19 protein-coding genes are annotated in these 19,922 nt (G+C 68.1%); 2 read left to right on the top strand and 17 right to left on the bottom strand.

Going from position 1 to position 19,922, the window contains the following annotated elements; translation table 11 throughout:
- Positions 1–34: 34 nt before the first annotated feature.
- From rfbC to CBM2594_RS24335, 14 genes are all read right to left on the bottom strand, one after another.
- Positions 35–589: a dTDP-4-dehydrorhamnose 3,5-epimerase gene (rfbC, locus tag CBM2594_RS24400; protein ID WP_116359344.1), complete on the bottom strand. Its 555-nt coding sequence runs from the start codon at positions 587–589 to the stop codon at positions 35–37.
- Positions 586–1,836: a class I SAM-dependent methyltransferase gene (locus CBM2594_RS24395; protein ID WP_116359343.1), complete on the bottom strand. Its 1,251-nt coding sequence runs from the start codon at positions 1,834–1,836 to the stop codon at positions 586–588. Before CBM2594_RS24395 ends, rfbC begins: the two co-directional genes overlap by 4 nt.
- Positions 1,837–1,863: 27 nt before the next feature.
- Complete coding sequence (rfbG, locus tag CBM2594_RS24390) at positions 1,864–2,949, bottom strand: CDP-glucose 4,6-dehydratase (RefSeq protein ID WP_116359342.1); 1,086 nt, start codon at positions 2,947–2,949, stop codon at positions 1,864–1,866.
- Positions 2,943–3,713 (bottom strand): glucose-1-phosphate cytidylyltransferase, encoded by a 771-nt coding sequence (rfbF, locus tag CBM2594_RS24385; RefSeq protein WP_116359341.1) that lies wholly within the window; start codon positions 3,711–3,713, stop codon positions 2,943–2,945. Before rfbF ends, rfbG begins: the two co-directional genes overlap by 7 nt.
- Positions 3,710–5,869, bottom strand: coding sequence for an O-linked N-acetylglucosamine transferase, SPINDLY family protein (locus CBM2594_RS24380; RefSeq protein WP_232346735.1), 2,160 nt, complete (start codon positions 5,867–5,869; stop codon positions 3,710–3,712). Before CBM2594_RS24380 ends, rfbF begins: the two co-directional genes overlap by 4 nt.
- A 292-nt stretch (positions 5,870–6,161) precedes the next feature.
- Positions 6,162–6,452: an EscU/YscU/HrcU family type III secretion system export apparatus switch protein gene (locus tag CBM2594_RS24375; RefSeq protein ID WP_116359339.1), complete on the bottom strand. Its 291-nt coding sequence runs from the start codon at positions 6,450–6,452 to the stop codon at positions 6,162–6,164.
- Positions 6,449–7,774 carry a flagellar hook-length control protein FliK gene (gene fliK / locus CBM2594_RS24370; protein WP_116359338.1) on the bottom strand — a complete coding sequence of 442 codons (1,326 nt, stop codon included), beginning with the start codon at positions 7,772–7,774 and terminating at the stop codon, positions 6,449–6,451. Before fliK ends, CBM2594_RS24375 begins: the two co-directional genes overlap by 4 nt.
- A gap of 88 nt (positions 7,775–7,862) precedes the next feature.
- Complete coding sequence (locus CBM2594_RS24365) at positions 7,863–8,210, bottom strand: flagellar protein FliT (protein WP_116359337.1); 348 nt, start codon at positions 8,208–8,210, stop codon at positions 7,863–7,865.
- A 1-nt stretch (position 8,211) separates the two neighbouring features.
- The gene (gene fliS, locus CBM2594_RS24360) at positions 8,212–8,637 is read right to left on the bottom strand and encodes a flagellar export chaperone FliS (RefSeq protein WP_116359336.1); all 426 of its coding nucleotides are present in this window, start codon (positions 8,635–8,637) and stop codon (positions 8,212–8,214) included.
- Between the two features lie 34 nt (positions 8,638–8,671).
- Positions 8,672–10,078 (bottom strand): flagellar filament capping protein FliD, encoded by a 1,407-nt coding sequence (fliD, locus tag CBM2594_RS24355; RefSeq protein ID WP_116359335.1) that lies wholly within the window; start codon positions 10,076–10,078, stop codon positions 8,672–8,674.
- Positions 10,079–10,139: 61 nt separating this feature from the next.
- Positions 10,140–10,520: a flagellar protein FlaG gene (locus CBM2594_RS24350; RefSeq protein WP_116359334.1), complete on the bottom strand. Its 381-nt coding sequence runs from the start codon at positions 10,518–10,520 to the stop codon at positions 10,140–10,142.
- A 172-nt stretch (positions 10,521–10,692) separates the two neighbouring features.
- Positions 10,693–11,925: a FliC/FljB family flagellin gene (locus CBM2594_RS24345; RefSeq protein WP_116359333.1), complete on the bottom strand. Its 1,233-nt coding sequence runs from the start codon at positions 11,923–11,925 to the stop codon at positions 10,693–10,695.
- Positions 11,926–12,150: 225 nt separating this feature from the next.
- The gene (locus tag CBM2594_RS24340) at positions 12,151–12,477 is read right to left on the bottom strand and encodes an RNA chaperone Hfq (RefSeq protein WP_116359332.1); all 327 of its coding nucleotides are present in this window, start codon (positions 12,475–12,477) and stop codon (positions 12,151–12,153) included.
- A gap of 830 nt (positions 12,478–13,307) precedes the next feature.
- Complete coding sequence (locus CBM2594_RS24335; RefSeq protein ID WP_116359331.1) at positions 13,308–14,264, bottom strand: oxygenase MpaB family protein; 957 nt, start codon at positions 14,262–14,264, stop codon at positions 13,308–13,310.
- Between the two features lie 235 nt (positions 14,265–14,499).
- Between CBM2594_RS24335 and CBM2594_RS24330 the strand changes: the two genes are divergently transcribed.
- A complete protein-coding gene (locus CBM2594_RS24330; RefSeq protein WP_198048205.1) occupies positions 14,500–14,787 on the top strand; it encodes a hypothetical protein in 288 nt (95 codons plus the stop codon).
- Between the two features lie 282 nt (positions 14,788–15,069).
- Entirely contained in the window at positions 15,070–15,510 is a 441-nt protein-coding gene (locus tag CBM2594_RS24325) for a BON domain-containing protein (protein ID WP_116359330.1), read from the top strand.
- Positions 15,511–15,732: 222 nt separating this feature from the next.
- Here CBM2594_RS24325 and ku read toward each other — a convergent pair whose 3' ends face one another.
- From ku to CBM2594_RS24310, 3 genes are all read right to left on the bottom strand, one after another.
- Positions 15,733–16,785 carry a non-homologous end joining protein Ku gene (gene ku / locus CBM2594_RS24320; RefSeq protein WP_116359329.1) on the bottom strand — a complete coding sequence of 351 codons (1,053 nt, stop codon included), beginning with the start codon at positions 16,783–16,785 and terminating at the stop codon, positions 15,733–15,735.
- 229 nt (positions 16,786–17,014) lie between these two features.
- On the bottom strand, positions 17,015–19,099 hold the full coding sequence (locus tag CBM2594_RS24315; RefSeq protein ID WP_116359327.1) for a hybrid sensor histidine kinase/response regulator: 2,085 nt from the start codon (positions 19,097–19,099) through the stop codon (positions 17,015–17,017).
- Positions 19,100–19,424: 325 nt separating this feature from the next.
- Positions 19,425–19,826, bottom strand: coding sequence for a hypothetical protein (locus CBM2594_RS24310; protein ID WP_116359326.1), 402 nt, complete (start codon positions 19,824–19,826; stop codon positions 19,425–19,427).
- Positions 19,827–19,922: the final 96 nt, after the last annotated feature.

The following is a 19,922-nucleotide window of genomic DNA, read 5'->3' as shown; positions in this document are numbered from 1 at the left end:
TTGGCTGCGGTAATGAGTCGGGGAAACGGAGCGATCAACGCGGTGCGGCACCAGCCGATTCGGCCAGTGTCGGCAGCGCGAGATCCCTCGCCGAGATAAGCCGGTCTTCACAATCCGGCCAGGCGATGCCGATGTCGGGGTCGTCCCAGCGCACCCCCTGGCTGTGCCGGGGGCTGTAGGGAACGGTCATCTGGTAGAACACCTCAGACAACGCCGTAAGCGTCTGGAAACCGTGCGCCACCCCTTTCGGGATATAGACCGCCCGTTGCGACTGCGCGGAGAGTTCGAATGCCTGCCATTGAAGGTAGGTTGCGGAATCGCTGCGCAGGTCCAGGATCACGTCGTAGACCGCGCCGGTGGTGGTGCGCACCAGCTTGTCTTCTGCGGCGTCGCCTGCCTGGAAATGCATGCCGCGCAGGATCCCGGCGCGCGTGTTGCGCGATACGCTTTGCTGCACGAACCGTGCATTGAGCCCATGGCGCTCGAACGTGTCCTGGCAGACGACGCGGGCGAAATGGCCGCGCTCGTCGTGCAGCGGCTCGGGATCGATCAGCCATGCGCCGGCGATGCGGGTCGGCGTGAAAATCATGGATGCACCACGGTATGGGGGATGGCGGTGACAAAGCGGCCGCCCCAGGCGCGGATGTGTGCCATTTGCTGCTGGATCTCGTCAAGCAGGTTCCATGGGAGCACCAGCAGATAGTCGGGGCGATGCGTGGTGACGGCCTCTGGAGCCAGCACCGGGATGCGCGTACCTGGCAGCAAGCGGCCCTGCTTGGCCGGATTGCGGTCGACCACGAACTCGACCAGATCGGCGCGTGCGCCGCAGTAGTTCAGCAGCGTATTTCCCTTGGCGGCGGCCCCGTAGGCCGCCACGCGTTTGCCGGCACGCCTGGCCTCCACCAGAAACACCAGCAGCTCCTGCCTGGCGCGCTGCACGCGCTGCGCGAACGCTGCGTAGCCGGCGGCCGAGGTCAGTCCGGCGGCGCCTTCCGCATCCAGGCACGCCTGCACGGCGGGCGAGCCGGCATGGCGTGCCGCGGCGTGGCAGGCATACAGCCGCAAGCTGCCGCCGTGCGTGGGCAGATGCTCGACGTCGAAGGCGCGCAGGCCTGCGCGCGCCAGCACCGGCATCAGCGCGGTCAGCGACAGGTAGGAATAGTGCTCGTGGTAGAGCGTGTCGAACTGGTTCTCTTCCAGCAGCCGCAGCAGATGGGGAAACTCCAGCGTAATCACGCCCTCCGGCTTGAGCACCACCGGCATGCCGGCGACGAAGTCGTTGATGTCCGGCACGTGGGCCAGCACGTTATTGCCCAGCAACAGGTCGACCTGCCAGCCTTGCGCGGCGAGCGAGCGCGCGCTCTGCGCATCGAAGAAGACCTCGCGCGTTTCTACGTGCTTGTCGCGTGCCGCCGCGGCGGTGTTGGCGGTGGGCTCGATGCCGAGGCAAGGCACGCCGGCCTGCACAAAGTACTGCAGCAGGTAGCCGTCGTTGCTGGCGATCTCCATGACGCGGCTTTGCGTGCCGATCCCGAAGCGCTGGCGCATCGCTTCCACGTAGCTGCGTGCATGCGCCAGCCACGACGACGAGTAGGAAGAGAAGTAGACGTAGTCGTCATGAAAGTGCACGTTGGCCGGGGTCGCGTCGCGCAGCTGCACCAGCCAGCAGCTCGTGCAGACCATGGCATGCAGCGGATAGAACATTTCTCCGCGATCGGCATGCTCTGGACGGATGAAGGCATTGGAAATCGGCGACAGGCCGAGATCCACTACCGTTTGTTCCAGCGGCGCAGCGCAGGCGCGGCAGGCCGGAGGCGTGACAGTCGAAGCATTCATGGGTGGGCGCAGGTTCGGCAGAAGCGTTCAGGCAAAGTACGCCTCGATCTGTTGTTCGCACATGGCCCGGGCAAGGCCGGGCTCGCGCTGGACGCGGCGATACCACTCGGCGGTGCGGGCCAGCGCCTGTTCAAGGGGCCAGCGCGGACGCCACGCCAGCATGTGGCCGGCGCGGGCGCAATCGAGCATCAGCAGGCCGGCTTCATGCGGCGCACCGGCTTGCGGGTGGTGCGCCCATTGCAGTTCCGGCCAATGCCGTTGCAGGCCGCTCAGTACCGTGCCGACCGAAACGTTGTCAGTGTTGGCCGGACCAAAATTGAACGCGGTGGCAACGTCGCGCTCCCCGGCGAGCAGCCGCGATGCGAGCTGCAGATACCCGTAAAGGGCCTCCAGCACATGTTGCCAGGGGCGGGTCGCATGCGGATGGCGGATGGACAGCGTGGCGCCGGCTGCGGCCGCGCGCGCGGCATCCGGAATCAGCCGGTCGGCGGACCAGTCGCCGCCGCCGATCACGTTGCCGGCGCGCGCCGTGGCCAGCAATACACCGGCGCGGTCCAGGAACGAATGCCGGTAGCTGGCCGCGACCAGTTCGCTGGCAGCCTTGCTGGCGCTATAGGGGTCATGTCCGCCGAGCGCATCGGTTTCGCGATAACCCCACGGCCACTCCTTGTTCTCGTAGCACTTGTCGGTGGTGACGACCACGGCAGCGCGCACGGTGTCGCAAGCGCGTATGGCGTCGAGTACGTTCGCGGTGCCGGTCACGTTGGTGGACCAGGTCGCGAGCGGGTCGCGGTAGCTCTCGCGTACCAGCGGCTGGGCCGCCAGGTGCAACACCAGCTCGGGCCTGGCGGCGCGCATCGCCGTGCGCAGCGTGCCCGCGTCACGGATATCCCCCACCGTATGGCTGACCATGGTGTCCTCGATCCCGGCCAGCCCAAACAGGTTGGGAACGGTCGCCGGCGCGAGCGCATAACCGCTGACCCTGGCGCCCAGCTGCGACAGCAGCAAGGTCAGCCAGGCGCCCTTGAAGCCGGTATGGCCGGTGATGAAGACGCTGAGCCCGCGCAAGCCGTCCAGGCTGCCGGGCCTGCCGCAGCGGGGGAGCCTCACCATGTTTTCCACGGCGCCGCCCCGGATTGCCACAGCTCTTCCAGCTGGTTCTTCTCGCGCAGCGTGTCCATCGGCTGCCAGAAGCCGCGGTGCTCGAACGCCACCATTTGTCCGCTGTGCGCCAGCGCCCGCATCGGCGCTTCTTCCCAGCTGACATGATCGCCCTCGATCAGGTCGATCACTTGCGGGTTCAGCACGAAGAATCCGCCGTTGATCCAGGCGCCGTCCCCACGCGGCTTCTCGGCGAAGCCGACCACCTTGTCGTTGTCGCGCTGGAGGGCGCCGTAGCGGCCGGGCGGTTGCACCGCGGCCACGGTCGCGCGCTTGCCATGCGCGCGATGAAAGGCAATCTCAGCGGAGATGTCGATGTCGGAGACGCCGTCGCCATAGGTGAAGCAGAAGGGCTCGTCCGGCGAAAGATAGCTGCGCACGCGTCGCAGGCGGCCGCCGGTCATGGAGTCTTCACCGGTATCGACCAGCGTGACGCGCCACGGTTCGGCCTTGCGCTGGTGCACGGTGATGCCGTTCTCGCGCATGTCGAAGGTGACGTCCGACATGTGCAGGAAGTAGTTGGCAAAGTACTCCTTGATGACGTAGCCCTTGTAGCCAAGGCAGACCACGAATTCGTTCACGCCATGCGCCGAGTACATCTTCATGATGTGCCACAGGATCGGCTTGCCGCCGATTTCGATCATCGGCTTCGGGCGCAGGTGCGATTCCTCGGAAATGCGCGTGCCGAGTCCGCCGGCAAGAATGACAGCCTTCATGCTGCGGCAACCTCCGCTTGCACGGGCGTTGCCGCTTGCACGGCGATGCCGAGCACGTCGAACACCGTCGGCACCGGAGAGGCCTCGAGGGTTTCGAGCGTCAGCCCGAACTGATCCTGCAACAGCTGGGCCAGTGAACCCCGGTCCAGTCCGTCCTGCTCCAGCCAGTGCGCCAGCAGCCGGTACAGCGGCAGCGCATAGGGGCGCATGCCGATGCTCTCGATCAGCAGTTCGATGGCGAAGGCAGCATCGCCGCCATCGCGTTCGATCACGGCAAGCGCGTAGGCGACCAGCCAGTGGCGATACCACGACGAGGTCAGGTTCTCCAGCAGGTTGCGCAGCGGCTCGTACTCGCGCCGGTGCAGGTGGGCCGCGACCGACAGCACGATCTCGTTGTAGCCATGCCATTTGCCGCCGAAATGCACACCGCTGGGCGCATCCTGCGGCGCAGCGGCCGGCACCGGCCTGCGTTGACCGACCAGTTCCGCAAGCTGGCCCTCGAACCAGCGGGCGAAGCCGGCAGCGTCGCACATCGCACTGCTTTCGACGCGCTGGCGCAGCGACTGCCGCAGCGCGTTGAGCTGGCCGACGTCGGCGGCGAGCGCGCTGGCCACTTCGACATAGCGCTGCGGCGTGTCGCAGATCAGGTCGTCGAGACCGGTCGCGTGCAGGAAGGGGGCGGAGACGCGCTGGTGGAACATGCTGCCGGCCAGGGAAACCACGGGCACGCCCATCCACAGCGTGTCGCAGGTCGTGGTGCCGCCGGTGACCGGCGTGGTATCCAGGGCGATGTCGATGCGATGGTAGGTCACGTACTGGTTGGCACTGTTGCGGGCCACCAGGTCGACGCGCGCGGTATCGATGCCGTTTGCCTCGAGTCGTGCCAGCGTGCGCCCGCGCAGGCTGTCCTGGTCGAGTCCGCTGGCCTCGATCAGCAAGCGGCTTCCCGGACAGGCGGCCAGCACCGCCGCCCACAGCTGCAGCGTCGGCGCCGTCAGCTTGGCCATGCTGTGGCATGCGCCGAACGTGATATAGCCGTTGGCGAGCGCCGGCGTGTCGTTCACGCGGTAGCGCCGCGCGTAGATGCCGAGCGGATTGGTCACCAGAGGGTGGTATGCGCAGAACACGTCGGCGCGGAGCAGGGTCTCGGTGTAGTGCTTGTCGCTGCCCTCCGGGTCGCCGATGCCGTCGGTGATGCGGTAGCCGATCTGCCGCATGCCGGTCGTGCCGGGATAGCCCAGCCAGGTCAGCTGTACCGGAGCGAGCTGGTGCACCATGTAAGTCAGCGGCGACGCGCCGGCGTAGCCGCCCAGGTCGACCAGCGCGTCCAGCCCTGCCGCGCGTACCATGGCCACGACGTCTTCCTCGCGCATGCGCGACACATCCAGGAACTCGTCGGCGTACTGGCGGATCTTCTCGGTGATGTGGTCCAGGGCCGGGCTCAGCGACACCAGGACGACTTCGAAGCGGTTGCGGTCCAGGTTGGCAAGCAGCGGGATCAGGAAGTATGCGCAGGCGTGCAGCCGCAGGTCATTCGAGAAGACCCCGAGACGCACCCGGCCCTGGCGCGTCGGCCAGGCTGGCGGCGCAACGGCCGTGAGGGCGGCCAGCGTTTGCGCCCACGACTGCGTCTCGTGCAGGATCTGCGCGGCATCGGTCTTGTCGTCGTACAGGCAGGCGAACAGCAGGTTGGTGCGGTTGTGGCGATGGGCGGGATCCACCGCGCATGCCTTGCGGAAATAGGTGATCGCCTCGACCGATTCGCCCGTCTCGCGCAGCGCGGACGCATAGTTGCCGAGCGCCGCCGAGTCATTGGGCGCCACGCGCAAGGCCTGGAGACCGGCGAGGCGTGACCCTTCGTAGTCCATCAGGCGGTACAGCACCGCCGCGTACTCCTGCCATACGCCGTGCCCCCTGGGATCGATGTCCAGGCTGCGTTTCAGCAGTTCGGCCGCGCGCTGGTAGCGCGCGCGTTGTACTTCGATCGCCCCGGCCAGCGCCAGCACCCGCGCGTGTTTCGGATAGCACTCCAGCGCCGTTTCCACGGCGGCCAGCGCTTCATCGTGGCGGTCCAGCTTGTACAGGCTCGCCGCCTTCAGGAAATGCTTGTCGACCGTACGCACGCCGATGCGCTCGGCCTGGCCGAGGGTTTTCAAGGCGCCCGCGTAGTCATCTGCCTGGAATTGGGCACGAGCCTTGTCTAGCAGACGTTGCGGCGTGGCGGCTGCAGGAATATGGCGAGGCATTGCGGCGGGTCTCCGGGTGGCGATAGGTGGCCCCGCCGTACATTGCCAGGCAAGGCCGGGTCAATGTAACAAAGGGATCTTCGCCACGCCGGGCCGAACACAGGGCCAAATCGCGCCTATTTCTCCGGTCGGGACGCGGATGGCGGGCACGGCGGGCACGGCTGGCACGATACGCCGCGCCACCGCTGGGAACGGGCGGCCGTCAGGGCTGCGGCAGCTCGGCAATGGTGCCGGCGTCGAGCTGGTACAGCCACGCCAGCAACTCGGCCACCGCCACATACAGCTGTGGCGGGATCTGGCTGTCAAGGTCGACCTGCATCAGCAGGTTGACCAGCGTGGGCGAGTCGTGCACATAGACGCCCGCCTCCCTGGCGCGGGCGATGATCGCCTCCGCCACCACGCCGTAGCCCTTGGCGACGATCCGGGGCGCCTTGTCGCTGTGCTGGTACGAGAGCGCGACCGCCGCGCCGCGGTCGTGGCCGGGATCGCTCATGGCTCGCCGCCGTTGTGCTGCGCGCCCGGCTGCAGCGTGTCGCGGGTCTGCACGTCAAGGCGCTGCAGCGCAATGCCCTGGGCTTCGAGCCGGCTGCGCAACAGCGGGCGCGCCGCGATAAAGCGGGCCGCGATGTCGCTTTCGGTAGTCGCCACGCGGGCCTCGAGGCCGGCGGGACCCAGCGTCAGCAGTGCCTCGACGGCGCCGAGGCCGGGTAATTGCAGCAACATGCGGCTGGTCCAGGGGCGCGCGCCGCCATCGTGTGCATCGGCGCTGCCATCGGCGTCGCTGCGCCGGAGGTCCCATTCGAGCGGCACCCCGGGCCAGGCTTCGCCGGCAAGGCGGAACTGCTGGGAGGCAAGCAGTTCCAGTTGCTGGCGTACCAGGCCTTCGGTGGCCGGGTGGATAGCCGGGCCGGCCGGCGTGGTCTGGCGCGCTGCATCGGCCGGCGCCTGCTCCGGCAGGTCGGCGCCGTGCGGGCCCGCAGACGGCATATCGGCGGCGCGGGCTGCATCGGCCGTGGTCTGGTATGCCTGGGTAGCCAGCGACGCCGCGGAAGGCCGCGGCAGGGGCAGGTCGCCGGCCGCTGCGTGGCGGTAAGCCGTGGTCGAGCCGGCGCCGTCGCGCAGCGCGCGTTCGGCTGCCGCGTGGCTGCGGCCCACGCGCGGGTTGCGCGGCGATGCGAGCGCTTCGGCCAATACCTGCGAAGCCGGAATCAGCGCCGGTGTAGCGGACCGGGGCGGCTCGCCGGCCGTTGCCGCGCCGCCATACGTCAGCAATGCGGCCGCCGGCGTACCGTTGGCCGAGGGCGCCGGCCCGGTCGAGGCAGCAGCTCCGTGGGCGCGCGGGACGGTGGCCTGCGGCTCCTGCAGGATGCCGGGCAAGGCACGGGCGCCGGCGAACCACTGGGCGAGATGTGATTCGTAGAACAGCCCGCTCTGGCTGACGGCGTTCGACAGTGCCGCTGCAGCCGCCGGCACTGACGCCGGTGACGGTGCGGTGCCCAGCAGCGGGGACGCGCGTTGTACCGGTCCGTTCTCGGTGCCGTCCATCACGGCCAGGATGGCGCGCGCGGCGGCGCTCAGTGATTCGCGCGTGGAGGTGCCAGCCAGCACTGCGCTCGGGCCTGCGGCACCGGCAGGGCCGGACGCATGCTGGCTGTTGCGGACCGCCTGCCCGGTCGAATTCTGTACGCCGGACTCGGTGGTCTCCGGTACCGGAAGCAGCGCGGCCAGTTTGTCGATGGCCAGCGCGGGGCGCAGTGCTTGCGCATCTGGTGCCTGACCGGCAGCCAGGCCTGGCAGCAGGAGGATGCCGGTCATGAGCGGTGATGGGCCGTTATGGGCGGTTGTGGGCGGTTGCGGGCGGTTATGGGCCGTTATGCGGGCGCGCGTGGTGGCTCGGCTGGGGTCAGGCCGTGGCACCGTACGCCGCCGACAGCTCGATCTGGCGGCGCGAGCTGGTCAGCAGGTTGCCGAGCCGTTGCAGTTGCGGCATGGCCAGGTCGCGGATGCACGCATCGTAGGTCAGGATGCGGTCCAGCAGCTGGTAGCGCCGCATACGTTCGGCATCGGAGAACGATGCGTCGTGGTCCAGCTGCCGCAGGTGCTCGATTTCCGCCAGATAGCTTTGCTGCAATGCGGCCACGGCATCCCAGTCCGAGGCCTGGGCGGCTTCCAGCATGCGGACCGACAGCGCAAGAATGCGCTCGTAGCACGAGACGATTGGCGAGAACGCGGGAGCGGAGGGGGTACGCATTTCAGTTGTCCTGTAGAGCGGGCTTGTGCTCGGCGGCCTGACCGGTCTCGTCGATCTGGGCCCACGCCGACGCGAGGCTTTCCAGCAGGCCATCGACCTCGCCGAGCAATGCGGCGTCGCTGCGCAGGTTGGCCAGCATCAGCCGGCGCACCATGTATTCGTACAGGGCCTCGAGGTTGGCGGAGATCTCGCCGCCGGCATCATGGTCCAGCACGGCGCGCAGCCCGTTGTCGATGATGTCGATGGCCTTGGAGATGGCGTTGCCGCGCGCGGCAATGTCGCCTCCTTCAAGGTGGAACCTGGCCCGCGCGATCGCCGCGCGGGCACCGTCGTACAGCATGGCAATCAGCTTGTGCGGGCTGGCGCTCATGGCGCCGGTCTGTACGCCGACCTGGGCGTAGGCATTTGCGGCTTGGCGGGCGAACATTGGCTTGGCTTCCTCTGGCTCTGGCGGGCGCGGCTTACTTTTTGCCGGTGTTGTTCAGCGCGGAGAACTGCTGCGTCAGGTAGCTGCTGGTACGGTTCATCTGGGCGACGAGCAGGTCGAGCTGGGTGAACTGGGCCTTGTAGCGCTCGACGGTGGCATTGACGCGTGCCTCGACGCGATCGTAGTCGTCCTCCAGATCCTTGAGCGAGTCGGTGATGCCGTCCTGTGCCACTTTCAGGGCCCCGTCGGTCTTGGACAGGCCTTCGACATAGTCGCTGGCCTGCTTGCCCAGTCCCGCGGCGCCGCCGACGCCCGAGAACATTGCCGTGACGCCGTTCAGGTTCTCGTTCAGCGCCTTGTTCAGCTTGGTGTCGTCGAGCTTCATCGTGCCGTCCTTGTCGAACGTGATGCCGATGCCCATCAGCGTGATCTTGCCGCCGTTGCCGTCATCCATGGCCACACCCAGCATCGAGCGCAGGCTGGAGCGGATCGAGCGCAGCGTATTGTCGCCGGTCAGCGCCGCCGAGGTGCCCGCCGTGGTGTCGAACGCGGTGAGCGACTTGGCCGTGCTCTGGATGTTGTTGTAGGCGGTGACGAAGCCCTGGATCGCCGCCTTGACGGCCTCGTTGTCGCGCGTGACGACCAGCGTCGTGGTGCCGGTCCTGGACAGGTTCATGGTCACGCCCTGGGCCGCGTCGGCGACGGCATTGCTCTGGCTGACCACGTCGATGCCGTTGATCTTCAGCGTGGCATTGGCCGGCGGCACCTTCTGTTCCATCTTGTTCACGCCGGCGCCGGCCGCGGGATCGAAGGCCACCACGTTGTTGAGTGCCGCATCGGTCGAGGACACGCGCATGGTGGCCGCGGTACCGGTCTTGTCCGAGGTCAGCACCAGGCGGTAGGGGCTTGCCGAGCCGTCGTTGATGATGCTGGCGGTTACGCCGATGCCCGCCTTGTTGATGGCATCGCGCATGCCTTCGAGCGACGAGCCGGCGGGGATCGTGACGGTCTTCGTGGTGGTCGCGGCGCCGCCGGTCGCGACGGCCTCGCCGAAGTCGAAGACGATGTCGCCGCCGCCGATGACAGCCTTCTGGTCGGCAACGTTGCCGCTCACCAGCGACTGCGCGGTGGCGAGCGTATTCACGGTGATGTTGTAATTGCCCGGCACGGCATTCGATGCGGTGGTGACGGACATCACGTCGGCCGAGCCGACGCTGGCCTTGACCGCGCCGAAGGTGGCAGCCTCGGACAGCTTCTTGGCCGCGGCCTGGTAGGCGGATAGCACGCTCTGGACCTGGCTGAACGCCGACAGCTTGGTCTGGTAGCTCTTGGCCTGGTTATTGATCACCGTCAGCGGGGCACGCTCGGCCGTTTCCAGGTTCTGCAGCAGGGTGTTCAGGTCCAGGTTGGAGCCGATACCGAGGGAGGAGATCGTTGCCATGATTGTCGTGCCTTTTTTCTTCCACTGATGTTCGGATGGCGGACTGCGATGCGGCGAGTCGTCAGGCTGTCTGGCTGATGAACAGCCCCTGCAGCTTGTCGATCGCGCGGGCGATGCGCATGACCTCCTCGGTCGGCACCTGCCGGATCAGTTCGCCGGTTTCCTTGTCGATGACCTTGGTGACAACGCGGTGGGTGTCTTCGTCGATCTCGAAGCGCAGTCCGATCGACGTGGCCTTCAGCGTCTCTCCCAACTCCCGCAAGGCTGCATCGGTGTCTGCGCCATGCGTGCCCGGCAGTGCCCGTGCAGGGGTTGCCGCCACCGGGGCGGCGTCTCTTTCGCCGGCGGCGACACTGGACGCGGTGGCCGGCACCGAGGCGCCGGAAAACACATCGCGCGGCAGGCGCACCGTGCCTGGATTCACTGTCGGGGAAGGCGCCATCTGCTGCTCCGTCCGGTTGGGCGAGGTTGACTGCTGGGTTGAAACGCTTTGCAGGCAGGCAGGGAGACTGTCTGCCTGCCTGCCTGCAAAGCGTTCCGGCAACGCTGGCTGCGTGCCGTGGCAAAAAGGCCGGGCCTTGCGGCCCAGCCTTCTGCACCAGGCGCTGGCGCGATTAACGCAGCAGCGACAGCACGTTCTGCGTGGTCTGGTTGGCTTGCGCCAGGACCGAGGTGCCAGCCTGTTGCAGGATCTGCGCGCGGGTCATGTTCGACACTTCCGTGGCGTAGTCCGCGTCCTGGATGCGCGAGCGCGAAGCCGACAGGTTGGTCACGGTGGTGCCCAGGTTGGCGATCACCGAGTCAAAGCGGTTCTGCACCGCACCCAGCGAGCTGCGCAGGTCGTCCACCTTTTGCAGGGCGGCATCGATGGCGGCCAGCGGGTTGCTGGTGGCGCCGCGCTGCAGGGCCGACACGTCGATCTTCGAGGTGTCGATGCTGTAGGTGGCGGTCGTGCCCGAGGTCGAGGTCGGATTGGCGGCGTCGACGCCGACATAGAACGTCTGGCTGGAGCCGTTGGCGATGTCGAAGCCGCTGGCCTTCAGCGCGGTCGATTCGGCGGCGCTGGCCGGGCTGATCGTGACTTCAGCGAACCAGTTGCCGTTGCCATCGACGATGGCGCGGTTGGTGAAGGCAACGCTGCCCGACGCCACGCCCAGCTTGGTAGCCAGCGTGCCGGCGGTGGTTTCGGTCACCGACGAGGTGGTCAGCGCGGTGCTGGAACCGAACACTGCCTGGAAGTCAGCCGCAGCGGCGTGGGCAGCCGAGGTGGCCACGGCAGCGCCGTCGAAGGCGTTGGCGCCGCGGGCCTTCGGGCCATTGACGTTGAAGCTGGTCAGGTTCAGCGTCGTCGAGCTGATTTCTTCCAGGTCGATGGTGATCGTTTCCGAATCGTTGGCGCCGACCTGGATGGTCAGGTCCTTGGCCGCCGACGACAGCACCTTCACGCCGTTGAAGTCGGTCTGGGCGGAGGTGCGGTCGATTTCCTGCAGGCGCTGCTTGATTTCGTCCTGGATCGACTTCAGGTCCGAAGCCGAGTTCGAGCCGTTGGCGGCCTGCACGCTCAGTTCACGGATACGCTGCAGGTTGTTGTTGACTTCGGTCAGCGCGCCTTCGGTGGTCTGCGCCAGCGAGATGCCGTCGTTGGCGTTGCGCTGGGCTTGCGTCAGGCCCTTGATGTTGGCGGTGAAGCGGTTCGCAATCGCCTGGCCCGCGGCGTCGTCCTTGGCGCTGTTGATGCGCAGGCCCGACGACAGGCGCTGGATCGCCGTATTCAGCGACGATTGCGAAGCGTTCATGTTGTTCTGAGTCATCAGAGACAACGAATTGGTGTTAATGACTTGCGCCATGGTACGACTCCTATATGCAAAGTTTTGGGCATTCCGGCTAGTGCCGTAACGTTGGCGGCCTGCTTTGCAGGGCGTAGAGTGCCTCCGTTGCTTGGGTTATCGACCGGGCAAGGCAAAGGTTTAGAGTGATCTCCGCGATAGTTTCGCGGGATGCCGGCAGGGCGGGGGAGGCGCCGTGCGACGACGGGCGACGAAGGCGGGAGCGGGTCGGGGCCGAAGGCCGGCTTACCGGCGCTTGCGCGTGCGCGGGATATAGAGCGGCACGAAATCCGGCGCGGCCGCCGTTTCCGGCGCGACCGCGACCGGCTCGGGCGCATCGGCCGGCGTGACCAGGCAGATGGCGCGCTTGTAGACCGCGGTGGGCTGGATGTCGTCGGGCCGCCGGCCGAGCAGCAGCACGAAATCGTCCGCGGCCAGCACCAGCCCGTGCAGCCGGGCGCCGTTGGACAGGTGCACGATCACCGGGGTCTGGCTGATGTGGTATGCGGCGAATTGCTGGGACTGCAGTTGCCGTCGGCTCGGTTGCCTGGGCCGGATTTCCTTCTTCTTCACAACGACTCCGGAAGAGCCCGCATGGGTTCTGGCGGCTGATAACGGTCCGTTGGCCGGCGGCTTGGGGTGCGGCACGGCCTGGGCGGCAGGGGAAACATCCGCTCTCGGTAACGGCGACCGGGCTGGCCGCCCGGGCTACGCCGGGGCCCGGCCTTGCGTGCCGGCCCCGGGATGTCGCGCAATGGCCGGCGGTTGGTGCTGCCAGAAGAGAAGGGGAATACTTCAGGGGCGAGAGTAACAAAGTTTTACAGGGGTTGACGGACGGCACGCCTCCGATGATCTAGAGGAAATGCTCTACTCATGTTGTTGCTTTTGTTTTGTGTTCTGGAGTAGCAAGCCGTGCCCGGACGGGCGAACGAAAGCCCGCCTGGGACCGGCAAGGCCAGGCGGGCGCTGGGTTGGCGGGAATCTGCCAGCCTCTGCAAGAAGTGGCCCGAAAATGATTTCCGGGGCAGAAATGCCAGAAATACAAAAATGCGTGCGCTTTGCGCTAGGGTATCCCCTGATAGAAACAGGATTTACACCTCATGTAAGCGCGTTTATATTCACGACAAGAGCTGTTTGGCTCGAGCAGTCCTGGAAAGCCTACGAGCACCCCGCGCGTGGGCTTCTTTTTTGCCCGCGTCGTTTGAATCGCGCTCTGCGGCGCTGTGGCCTGGCGGTCGCATAACCTGACCGGCCGTTCGGAATGCCGAGCGACATTTAACGCCACTTCACGCGCGCCTGATTCCCCGAAATGCGGGGAATATTGGCGCTAATTCCGCCTTGCCTTCGGCAATGTTCGCTATTCGCCCAAATGGCGGCGCGCGCGGTATGTGGGCAGGCTGGCCTCAACCCGGCTGAGCGTCGAAGCCGCGCGCCACCCGCCGCCGCGCACGCGCGGCCAGGCCGGCACCCAGCGCCCAGCGCAGTGCCGGCGCCAGCACGCGCATGCCGGCCAGCGCCGCGGGCCGGCGGATCGACGGGCCGTCCAGATCCAGCTGGCGGCGCGCCCATGGCGGCAACAGCGCGATGCCCGCATCGGTCATGATGCTGACCGCCGGCTGCAGCAACGGATTGGCCACCGGCATCTTGCGCACCAGCCGCACCACTTCGCGGGTGCGCTCGCTGGCCAGCAGCGCGGGCCGCATCGACTCCAGGTAGGCCGCTACTTCTGCGCGCGAGCGCGGCACGTCGGCCGCGCCCAGCAACTGCGCGATGCGGGCCACCTCGGCGTAATAGCGGTCCTGCTCGGCAGCGCCGAGCGGGCCGACATAGCGCAGGTAACCCGCCAGGAAGCTCGAGACCTCGGCCACGTGCACCCAGGTCAGCAGCGCCGGGTCTGACGCCGCGTAGGGCCGGCCGTCCGGCGCGATGCCGGACACGCCGGTATGAATGCGCCGCACGCGTTCGATCAGCGCCATGGCGTCGGCGCGGCTGCCATAGGTGGTGCCGGCGATGAATTGCGCGGTACGCCCCAGGCGCCCCTGCATGTCGGTGCGAAAGCTGGAATGGTCCCAGACCCCGGCCAATGCCAGCGGATGCAGGGTCTGCAGCAGCAACGCGCTGACCCCGCCGGCGAGCATCGCCGGAAAATCCGCATGCACGCGCCAGCAGACCGCTTCCGGGCCGAACAGGCCCGGGTCGCCCGGCGGGTTGTCATAGTCCAGGCTCAGGCCGGAGTTGCTGCGAGTCAGCGCGCGTACGTGCGCGCCGGCCTGTTCGCGCAGTCTCGTGGAGAGCTGATGCAACCGGCCGCGGCGCTGCGGCGTGGCGCTGCCCGGTGCGGGGTCGGTGACGCTGGACAAAGCTGGGGCTGCCTGGAAAGCAAAGGAATTGGGTCAGGGCCAGCATACACGGTGTGGCGGCAAGCTGCGCGCAACGCGCCGGCCCTGGCCGTAAAAAGGGCCGGAGCCCCGTTCAGGGTCCCGGCCTGCCAATCTCCGGCGTATGCCCCTGCGTCAGCACCGCATGTTGCTCACGCACATACCCGGATAGCTGCCTGTTGTGGTGGCTAGGGGGTTATTGCTGGCGTTGTCCGCCTTGTCCGCCCTGCTGGCCACCTTGCTGCCCGCCCTGGCCGCTCTGCTGGCCACTGCGCTGGCCGCTTTGCTGGCCAGGCTGCGAGCTGCCGCGGTCTTGCTGCTGCTGTTGGTCCTGCATGCGGTCCTTGTCACCCATTTGCCCGCCGCCTTGTTGTCCCGGTTGCTGCTGGCTGCCGCGTTGGCCAGTTTGCGATTGTTCCTGCTGCTTCTGGCCCGATTGCGATTGTTCCTGCTGCTTCTGGCCCGACTGCGATTGACCCGGCTGTTGCTGCTGTCCCATTGCTAGCTCCTTGACGCGGCGAACTGCCGCAGACCCTTCTTCGCAATCGCCATGCCAAGCACGACAGCGCCCGCACACCGCCATGGCCCGGCGCCATGCGCGCGATGCGGCACGCGTGCGCCGCGGCGCTTTTACAACGCGTGGCCCGTTTTACACAGCAACCCGCCGCTGCCGCAGGCCTCGCAATGCCCGCCATGGCGGGAATGGAGCTTGCTGGAAAATGCCTTGCCAGTGGCGCTGCCTGCCAGCCCGGCAGCGGCGTGCGCTGGACCGTCAAGGAGGGAAGCCATGCGATTTTCCCCAACCACCGCGCGCATCGTGCGCATGGCCGGCGCTGCGGCGGCGCTGGCTGCGGCTGCCGGCAGCGCGCTCGCGCTCGACAAGAGCGGCCTGATATTCGCCGCGACGGACAATGCGCCGGTGGCACCGGTCAACTCGGCGCCGGGCATGCCGGGCCGGCCCGACCCGGACAGCAGCGCGGTGACGGGGATCGACCAGGCCAAGCAATCCGTCGAGGACAGCGCCATCACCACCAGGATCAAGACCAGGCTGCTCGGCACCAAGGACCTCAAGTCCACCGGCATCCACGTGACCACGCTGCGAGGCGCGGTCGACGTCAGCGGCACGGTGCCGACGCAGCAGCAGCATGACATCGCGTTGAAGACGATACGCAGCGTCGAGGGGGTGGTTTCGGTCAATGACAATCTGAAGGTGTCGGCGGCGCGGTGAGGGGGAGTGGGTCGGCTGCAAGAGCGACGGGCGTCGGTTAGTGCCACCGAAAAATCAAAGGGGCCACCGTCATTCCCGCGAAAGCGGGAACCCAGCGACTTTGAGGAGCGCTAGCGCTTCAAAGACACTGGGTCCCCGCCTGCGCGGGGACGACGTGTCGGTTGCTGGGAGCACGCAAGCGGGAGTTCTGGTGCGGTGGTGTTGGTGCGTCTCGCGGGGCGTTCAGGCCGCGCGTTTCCTGGTCGTGCCCGTGCTCTTGCGCGCGGCGGGCGCGTGCGATTCGCGTTTGGCGGGCGCGCGCTTGGTGGCGGCGGTCTTGGTGCTGCCCGTACCGCCCGCGCGCTTGGCCGGCGTGGCGCTGGTGCGCTTGGCGGCGGGCTGCTTGCGCGCCGCGGCGTGCCGTGCCGGGGTCTTGCGGCGCGCGGGTTCGGCTTCGGCTTCGGCGTCGGTCTCGTCTTCCTGCTTGTCCTTGCCGCGCTTGCCCAGGCTCTGGCGCAGCAGTGCCACCATGTCGATGACCTTGGCGCCCTGGCGCGGGGCTTCTTCCTCTTCGGCCGGCGGGGTCAGCTGGTGGGTCTTGCCGGATTCGATCTTTTCCTCGATGCGCGCCATCAGGTCTTCGCGGTAGGTGTCGCGGTATTGCTCCGGCGCCCAGTCCTCGGTCATGTCGTCGACCAGCTTGGTCGCCATCTCGATCTCGCGCGCGTGCGCACCGGTGGGCTTGCCGCTGGCGGCCTTGGGCAGGCGCAATTCCGAGATCGGCAGCACCTCGTCGGCGAAGCGCATGGTGTTGAGCACCAGCGCATCGTCGTGCACCAGCATCGCCGCGAGGTGCTGGCGCGCGCGCAGCACCACCAGCGCCAGCGCGGCCTTGCCGGTGCGGCGCATGGTTTCGTGCAGCAGCGCATAGCCGCGTTCGCCGCGCTTGTCGGGCTCGAGGTAGTACGGGGTGTCGAAGTAGTACGGCGGAATGCTCTCGGCATCGACAAAGCTGACGATGTCCACGGTCTGCGTGGCCTCGACATTGGCCCGGCGGAAATCTTCGTCGTTGAGCAGCACGTACTCGTCCTTGGCGTACTGGTAGCCCTTGACGATATGCTCCTTGTCGACCGGCTTGCCGGTGCTCTTGTTGATGCGCTGGTAGCCCACCGGGGCCATGTCGCGCACGTCTAGCAGGTCCAGGTCCAGCGACTGGCTGCGCGACGCGGGTCGCAGGACGACGGGGATGTTGACGAGGCCGAAGGCAATGGCGCCTTTCCAGATGATGCGGGACACTTGATCGCTCCTTTGCCACGGGCGCCGGCGCGTTGCGGCGGCGGTGGCGGCATGTCGCCCGGAGGCGGGTCTTCCACGGGTTGGGGCGGGCCCGGCGGGGGCTCCGGCGGCGGGACTTCGGGCTCGCGGGGCGGGATGTCGGGATCGGGCGTGGTATGCACGGATAGCTCCTGGTTGATGGCTCGGGCGTAAGTAAGGGCGAAAGCTCCGGCTGGCGCGGGCATGCGCGCTAGGCGCGCTCCGTGTCCAGTTCATCCAGCAGCCGCGTCAGCGCGTCCAGGTCGGCGGGCTTGACCAGGTGCTGGTCGAACCCAGCTGCTAGCGCGCGGCGCCTATCCTCGGGCTGGCCGAAACCCGTCAGCGCGACCAGCCTGGCGCCGCGCAGTTCAGGCAGCGCGCGCAGCCGGCGCACGGTTTCAAAGCCGTCCATGGCCGGCATGCCGAGGTCCAGCAGCACCACCTCCGGGCGCGCCTCGGTGGCGTGCGCCAGCGCGCTCGGGCCGTCAGGCGCGGTCACCACCGTGTGCCCCATGGCCTGCAGCGCCATCGTCATCGCCTCGAGCGCGTCGACGTTGTCGTCCACCACCAGGATGCGGCGCGGCACGCTGCGCCGCGGGCCGGCCTTGCCGGAACCGGGGTGCCAGTTCTGCCACGGCTCCACCGGCAGCGTCACGGTGAAGGTGCTGCCCTGGCCGGGGCCGGCGCTGAAGGCACGGATGGTGCCGCCGTGCAGCTGCACCAGCTTCTGCACCAGCGTCAGGCCGATGCCGGGCCCGTCGTGCGGGAAAGCGCTGCGCGGGGCTGGCAGGGCGAGGTCGCGCTCGCCGCCGGTTTGGGTGGTCGGTTTGGTCGAGGTGGCCGAGTTGGCCGGGGCGGCCGGGTCCGGCGGCGCCAGCGGATCGAACAGTTGCCGCTGCAGCGCTTCGGACAGGCCGGTGCCGTTGTCGCGCACGCGCACCGTGACCTGCCCGCCCGAGACGGCGTCCGGAATGGTTTCCGGCGCGCTGTCATCGAAGCCGGCTTCGACCGAGATCACCCCGCCGGCCGGGGTGTACGCGGCCGCGTTCTGCAGCAGGTTGCTGAAGATCTGCGTCAGGCGCACCAGGTCGCCGCGCACCGGCAGCGGCTGCTCGGGCAGCGACAGCCGCAGCGTGTGGCGGTAGGCGTCGAGCACCGGACGCACCGCTTCCACTGCGGTATTGAGCGCGGTGCGCAACTCCACCAGGTCTTGCCGCAGCGTGATGCGGCCCTGGTTGAAGCGCGAGATGTCGAGCAGTTCGTCGACCAGGCGGGTCAGGTGATGCACTTGCCGGCCGATGATGTCGCGCGCGCGGAACATGTCCTCGCGCGTCGGCGCGAGCTGCTGCAGCAGGTCGGCGGCACTGCGCAGCGGCGCCAGCGGATTGCGCAGCTCGTGCGCCAGCATCGCCAGGAACTGATCCTTGCGCCGTTCCTCGTCGTGCAGCGCGCGCCCGGCGCGGTTCTGCAGCGTCACGTCCTGGCAGATGCCGGCGATGCGCAGCGGCGGACTGCCCTCGGCCGCCTGCGCGCGGCCGGTGTCGTCGGCGCCGCCAAGGCTGCGCACGGGGAAGGCGCGCGCGCGGATTTCACGCGGCTCGCCGCTGGGCAGCGTCAGGGCGAACTCGATATCCATGCTGCCGTCGCCTAGCATGCGTTCCACCGCGGCTTCGACGCGCGCGCGGTCCGCCGGTGCCACGCGTTCCAGGCACAGGCGCGGGTGTTCCATCAGCTCTTCGGCGGAGTGGCCGCACAGCGTTGCCAGCGACGAACTGGCAAACAGCAGCTGGCGGGTTGCGGGATCCAGGATCCACACCACGTCGGCCAGCGATTCGGCGAGCTGGCGGAACATATCCTCATGCTCGTGCAGCGCGCGCGAGGTGCGGTGGTAGGCGTCCTCGGCACCGCGCAGGCGCAGCAGCGCCTGGATGCTCGACAGCACTTCCTCGGGTTCGGCCGGCTCGACCAGGTAGCCGTCGGCGCCGCAGTTCAGCGCCTCCACCCGCTGCCGCGATTGGGCCAGCCCGGGCGAGGTCAGCAGCACCAGCGTGCGCGCGGTCTGCGGATCCTCTTTCAGCAGGCGGCACACTTCCAGGCCGCTGATGTCGGGCAGCCTTGCCGACAACAGCACCAGCGCGGGCGCGTGCTGTCGCACCAGCGACAACGCCGAGTGGCCGGTCACGGCCTCGATCACCGAAAAGCCGCCGCGATGCAGGATGCGGCTCTTGACGTAACGCGGCCCCTCGCGGTCCTCGACATTCAGGATCAGCGGCGCACGGTTGGCTTGCGGCTTCATGGCTGCACACCCAGCGGCGCAGCAGGGCGCGCGCCAAAGCCGTGGCAGGCCGGCTCAACCACGCAATGTAAAAGCGCGCCGGCCCGCGCCGCGCGCGTGTAAAGATTGCCACGGTACCGCGCACTGCCTTTGAAAATCTTGCAATGCCCCATCCCCCAGATCATCGCCGTCCCCCTTGTGGATCAACATGGCCGCGTTGCGTTGCGAAGGCCGTTCTGCTTCGCCGTGGCAAGACGCGTGCCGGGTGGGCAACGTCGCGGGCAGCGTGGGGCAGGCGGTCCTGGCGCCGCGCGGGCATGCCGGTGTCCTGGCCGGCGTGCGGCGCTTAGCGGCGCGCGGCCTCGCCGCTGTGGGCCTCGGCACTGGGCGAGGTACCGCCCTGCGGGCCGGTGGAGCGCGGCGCTTCGGCGGCCTTTTGCGGGATCTTGCCCGGCTCGGTCCAGCCCTTGTAATCCGTGCCCTTGCCAAAGCGCGCGGCAATACGGTCCTGCACCACGGCCAGCGCATCGGCTTGCTGCTTGGCGGTTTCGGCCTCCTTGGCCTTCTTGGCCTCGGCGGCCTGCTGCTGCTCGGGAGTCGGCGGGGGCAGCTTGGCCTGCACCGGCGCCGCCGCGCAGCTCAGCATGGCGCACGACACCAGCAGGCGCCGCAGGCCGCGGCGGTTGCGCGGCGCCGCGCCGGTGGTGCCGGCGGCGCGCAGGTTGGCGAGGATCTTGAGTGGGGGCATGGTCGGTCTCCATAGGGTGTTGCCGCCCTGGCGCGATGCGGGTGGAAAACGCCGGGGCACGCTCGCCACCAAGGGGCAAGAAATGTGCCGCCGGCC

It is taken from the genome of Cupriavidus taiwanensis, from assembly GCF_900249755.1.
Classification (GTDB): Bacteria; Pseudomonadota; Gammaproteobacteria; order Burkholderiales; family Burkholderiaceae; genus Cupriavidus; species Cupriavidus taiwanensis_D.
The sequence above is the reverse complement of the archived record's forward strand: the minus strand, read 5'-3'. Positions and strand labels throughout refer to the sequence as shown.

Excerpts from the sequence above, each read along its gene's own strand:
- CBM2594_RS24345 (WP_116359333.1), bottom strand. The coding sequence starts at position 11,925 with ATGGCGCAAGTCATTAACACCAATTCGTTGTCTCTGATGACTCAGAAC.
- fliD (WP_116359335.1), bottom strand. The coding sequence starts at position 10,078 with ATGGCAACGATCTCCTCCCTCGGTATCGGCTCCAACCTGGACCTGAAC.
- CBM2594_RS24350 (WP_116359334.1), bottom strand. The coding sequence starts at position 10,520 with ATGGCGCCTTCCCCGACAGTGAATCCAGGCACGGTGCGCCTGCCGCGC.
- CBM2594_RS24315 (WP_116359327.1), bottom strand. The coding sequence starts at position 19,099 with ATGAAGCCGCAAGCCAACCGTGCGCCGCTGATCCTGAATGTCGAGGAC.
- CBM2594_RS24395 (WP_116359343.1), bottom strand. The coding sequence starts at position 1,836 with ATGAATGCTTCGACTGTCACGCCTCCGGCCTGCCGCGCCTGCGCTGCG.
- rfbC (WP_116359344.1), bottom strand. The coding sequence starts at position 589 with ATGATTTTCACGCCGACCCGCATCGCCGGCGCATGGCTGATCGATCCC.
- fliK (WP_116359338.1), bottom strand. The coding sequence starts at position 7,774 with ATGACCGGCATCCTCCTGCTGCCAGGCCTGGCTGCCGGTCAGGCACCA.
- CBM2594_RS24310 (WP_116359326.1), bottom strand. The coding sequence starts at position 19,826 with ATGCCCCCACTCAAGATCCTCGCCAACCTGCGCGCCGCCGGCACCACC.
- CBM2594_RS24365 (WP_116359337.1), bottom strand. The coding sequence starts at position 8,210 with ATGCGTACCCCCTCCGCTCCCGCGTTCTCGCCAATCGTCTCGTGCTAC.
- fliS (WP_116359336.1), bottom strand. The coding sequence starts at position 8,637 with ATGTTCGCCCGCCAAGCCGCAAATGCCTACGCCCAGGTCGGCGTACAG.
- CBM2594_RS24325 (WP_116359330.1), top strand. The coding sequence starts at position 15,070 with ATGCGATTTTCCCCAACCACCGCGCGCATCGTGCGCATGGCCGGCGCT.
- rfbF (WP_116359341.1), bottom strand. The coding sequence starts at position 3,713 with ATGAAGGCTGTCATTCTTGCCGGCGGACTCGGCACGCGCATTTCCGAG.
- rfbG (WP_116359342.1), bottom strand. The coding sequence starts at position 2,949 with ATGGTGAGGCTCCCCCGCTGCGGCAGGCCCGGCAGCCTGGACGGCTTG.
- CBM2594_RS24375 (WP_116359339.1), bottom strand. The coding sequence starts at position 6,452 with ATGAGCGATCCCGGCCACGACCGCGGCGCGGCGGTCGCGCTCTCGTAC.